The sequence below is a fragment of the uncultured Boseongicola sp. genome, from assembly GCF_937988555.1.
Taxonomy (GTDB): domain Bacteria; phylum Pseudomonadota; class Alphaproteobacteria; order Rhodobacterales; family Rhodobacteraceae; genus Boseongicola.
The window spans coordinates 1-3,889 of sequence record NZ_CALJXO010000104.1; the positions used below are offsets into that span (position 1 = coordinate 1).

Annotated in this window: 4 protein-coding genes; 3 read left to right on the plus strand and 1 reads right to left on the minus strand. The window is 57.0% G+C overall.

Translation table 11 applies throughout. The features are described from left to right. Positions 1–125 precede the first annotated feature (125 nt). The gene (locus Q1B15_RS05690) at positions 126–332 is read left to right on the plus strand and encodes a hypothetical protein (RefSeq protein WP_299751420.1); all 207 of its coding nucleotides are present in this window, start codon (positions 126–128) and stop codon (positions 330–332) included. Positions 333–428: 96 nt separating this feature from the next. Continuing rightward, the gene (locus tag Q1B15_RS05695) at positions 429–2,429 is read left to right on the plus strand and encodes an acetyl/propionyl/methylcrotonyl-CoA carboxylase subunit alpha (protein WP_299751423.1); all 2,001 of its coding nucleotides are present in this window, start codon (positions 429–431) and stop codon (positions 2,427–2,429) included. A 28-nt stretch (positions 2,430–2,457) separates the two neighbouring features. Here Q1B15_RS05695 and Q1B15_RS05700 read toward each other — a convergent pair whose 3' ends face one another. Continuing rightward, positions 2,458–2,940 (minus strand): DUF4174 domain-containing protein, encoded by a 483-nt coding sequence (locus Q1B15_RS05700; protein WP_299751426.1) that lies wholly within the window; start codon positions 2,938–2,940, stop codon positions 2,458–2,460. Positions 2,941–3,048: 108 nt separating this feature from the next. Between Q1B15_RS05700 and Q1B15_RS05705 the strand changes: the two genes are divergently transcribed. Beyond that, on the plus strand, positions 3,049–3,889 hold an 841-nt coding region (locus tag Q1B15_RS05705; protein ID WP_299751429.1), incomplete at its 3' end, for a methylmalonyl-CoA mutase family protein.

Sequence of the window (3,889 nt, forward strand, 5' to 3'; positions counted from 1 at the left end):
AGGGTATTTAGGCAAGCGGTCGCCGATCCCGTGCCTCTTACCACACTGCCCCTTGCGCCACGTCGCCAATCGCCCATCTATGTGGCTAGGGGATGTGGAACGGGCCAAAAAGGAGGCAGAATTATATGCAGAAGACATTTACATTCGCAGCGGTGGCTGCGGTTCTCACACTTGCCGCGTGCGGCGACACCGACCTTGAGCGCGGCGTATCGGGCGCGGCCATCGGGGCCGTCACTGCTGAAGTGCTTGGCGGAAACGTTCTTACAGGGGCCGCCGTTGGCGGTGCCGCCGGCGTTTTATGCGACGATCTTACGCCGGAAGCTTGCCGGTAACCTAAACCAAATACTGACGTACCGACGGCCGTCGGGGCATCACGCCCCGGCGGCCGTCGTCGTTTTGGCAATCCGCCAGACGGCGAAGGAGGGGCCATGTTCAAGAAAATCCTGATCGCAAACCGGGGCGAAATCGCCTGCCGTGTCATCAAGACCGCGCGCAAAATGGGGATCAAGACGGTTGCCGTCTATTCCGACGCTGATGAAAGCGCGCTGCACGTGAAGATGGCCGATGAGGCGGTGCATATCGGCCCGCCCCAAGCGAACCAGTCCTATATTGTGATCGACCGGATCATGGATGCGATCCGCCAGACCGGCGCCGAAGCGGTGCATCCGGGCTATGGTTTCTTGTCCGAAAACCCCAAGTTTGCCGAGGCTCTGGAAGCAGAAGGCGTTGCCTTTATTGGCCCGCCGGTGAATGCGATCAAGGCAATGGGCGACAAAATCACCTCGAAGAAGATCGCTCAGGAAGCGGGCGTGTCGACGGTGCCCGGATACATGGGGCTGATTGAGGACGCCGAAGATGCGGTGAAAATTTCCAATCAGGTCGGCTACCCCGTGATGATCAAGGCCAGCGCGGGCGGCGGCGGCAAGGGCATGCGGATTGCATGGGATGATGATGGGGCACGCGAGGGCTTTCAAAGCTCGAAAAACGAGGCGGCAGCTTCGTTCGGCGACGACCGGATATTCATCGAGAAGTTCGTCACGCAACCCCGCCATATTGAAATTCAGGTGCTGGCCGATAGTTTCGGGAACACCGTTTACCTCAATGAACGTGAATGCTCGATCCAGCGTCGCAATCAGAAGGTTGTCGAGGAAGCTCCGTCCCCGTTTTTGGACGCGGCCACACGGGCGGCCATGGGCAAGCAGTCCTGCGAATTGGCCAAGGCCGTCGGGTATGCAAGTGCGGGGACCGTGGAATTTATCGTCGATGGCGCTAAGAATTTCTTCTTTCTTGAGATGAACACCCGTCTTCAGGTGGAACACCCTGTGACCGAGTTGATCACCGGCGTTGATCTGGTTGAGCAGATGATCCGTGTGGCGGCAGGCGAGAAATTGTCGCTGGCGCAATCGGATATCGGGATTAACGGTTGGTCGATTGAAAACCGCCTGTACGCTGAGGATCCGTATCGTGGGTTTTTGCCGTCAATCGGGCGTTTGACGCGGTATCGTCCGCCTGTCGAGGTGGACGAGGAACGCCGTGCTGTGCGCAACGATACCGGCGTTTTTGAAGGCGGCGAGATCAGCAGGTACTACGATCCGATGATCGCCAAACTGTGTACCTGGGCACCGACCCGGGCGGATGCGATTGAAGGCATGCGCAACGCGCTGGACGCTTTCGAGATTGAGGGCATCGGGCACAACCTGCCGTTTTTGGCCGCCGTGATGGATCATCCGAAATTCATCTCGGGCGAAATGACGACGGCTTTCATCGAGGAAGAATTCCCCGACGGATTTTCCGGTGTGACGCCGGACGCTGAAACAAGTGTCCGTTTGGCGGCGGTTGCCGCACATATGAAGATGCGCAAAGAAGCGCGGGCGGCACAAATTTCCGGGGGCATGGCAAACCACCGGCGGCGGATCGCGCCTGATTGGGTCGTTTACGTTGGTAAAGAACACTACAACGTTTCGATAACCGAAGAGGCAGGCTGCACCACAATTACTTTCGAGGATGGGCAGGCCATGAACGTTGTGTCTGACTGGAACCTTGGATGTCGTTTGTTTGAAGGCACTGTTGGCGGAACAGCGATGATCGTGAAGACAGATTTCATTCGCGACGGGGCGCGGTTGCGCTATCGGGGCGCGGATTTGAACGTTGTCGTGCGCACACCGCGCCAGGCCGAGCTGGTTGCGATGATGCCTGAGAAAATGCCGCCGGACACATCGAAAATGCTTCTGTGCCCGATGCCCGGGTTGATCGTGTACATCGCTGTTGAAGAAGGACAGGAAGTTCACGAAGGCCAGGCGCTTTGTACAATCGAAGCGATGAAGATGGAAAACATCCTGCGAGCCGAACGAAAAGGCACGGTTTCTGCGGTCAAAGCAGCGCCCGGTGACAGCCTTCAGGTGGATGAGATCATTATGGAGTTCCAGTGAGCCGCAGGCCCGACATATCGCCTAGTTGCTATTCGGATGTCGCGCTGTCGCGGATTTCCTGCTGGCGCAATGGCATTTTGTCGATGGATCGCGTCAACTCACGCACGTGCCAAGGGAACGGTTTGCGAAGTTTAACGCCGCCATCCTTGCCGATAAGTGTCAGCATGAAGCCGCGTGGGCGTAACTTTCGGCGCACATCGCTTAGGTCGGACCGGGACGTGTCGGTGATCAGAACGACGTCACGCATGACAAGCATGTCCATCCCGTCTTGTAGAAGATCAAGTTGCCGCTGGAATGCAGGATCCGCTGGCGTATCGGCGAAGACGACAACCGGCCGGGCGATCCAGCGGAAGGCCTCAAGATCAATGTCGCGGCCGTCGAACACAGTTGTTCTGTCCGCGTTCCATATTTCGACAGGTGTTTGTTCGTCGCCAGCGGCAGCAGACGCAAATGTTGCGGCCATCGCTAAGGCGACGGATGCGAGCAGAAATGTAAAACGCGGTGCGGTCATGAGGTCTCCGTTCAAGGGGAATATAAGCCTGAATTCCGGAATGCGTAGGGGTATCGCGCCAACTCACGCCGATTTCACCGACATAGCCCCAAAAGAGGAGAGATTTCGATGAGCGACTGGAAGTCCCTCGCGGAAAAAGAGCTTCGCGGCAAAAATCTAAGCGATATCGAGTGGGAGACGCTGGAAGGCATTCTCGTCAAACCACTTTATGACGAGAGCGATGTCGAGGGTCTTGAGCATATGGGGTCAGTGCCGGGCTATGCGCCGTTCACCCGTGGTGTGAAAGCGACGATGTACGCAGGTCGTCCCTGGACCATCCGCCAATACGCGGGGTTTTCGACGGCTGAAGAATCAAACGCGTTTTATAGAAGCAATCTGGCTGCGGGTCAGCAGGGTGTGAGTGTGGCATTCGATCTGGCGACGCATCGGGGTTATGACAGCGACCATCCGCGCGTTGAGGGGGATGTCGGGAAAGCCGGGGTCGCCATTGATAGTGTCGAGGACATGAAAATCCTCTTTGACAGTATTCCGCTTGATCAGGTCAGCGTGTCGATGACGATGAACGGCGCGGTCATTCCGATCCTTGCAAGCTTCATCGTGGCTGGAGAAGAACAGGGCCATGACCGGGCGCTGCTTTCGGGGACCATTCAGAACGACATTCTGAAGGAATTCATGGTTCGGAACACCTACGTATATCCGCCGGAACCGTCGATGCGGATCGTCGCTGATATCATTGAATATACCTCGGATCACATGCCGAAGTTTAACTCGATTTCGATCTCGGGCTACCACATGCAGGAGGCCGGCGCGAACCTTGTTCAGGAGTTGGCATTCACTTTGGCGGATGGTCGCGAGTACGTGCGTACCGCCATCGCGCGGGGCATGGATGTCGATAAGTTCGCGGGCCGTCTCAGTTTTTTCTTTGCCATCGGAATGAATTTCTTCATGG

Excerpts from the sequence above, each read along its gene's own strand:
- Q1B15_RS05690 (WP_299751420.1), top strand. The coding sequence starts at position 126 with ATGCAGAAGACATTTACATTCGCAGCGGTGGCTGCGGTTCTCACACTT.
- Q1B15_RS05695 (WP_299751423.1), top strand. The coding sequence starts at position 429 with ATGTTCAAGAAAATCCTGATCGCAAACCGGGGCGAAATCGCCTGCCGT.
- Q1B15_RS05700 (WP_299751426.1), bottom strand. The coding sequence starts at position 2,940 with ATGACCGCACCGCGTTTTACATTTCTGCTCGCATCCGTCGCCTTAGCG.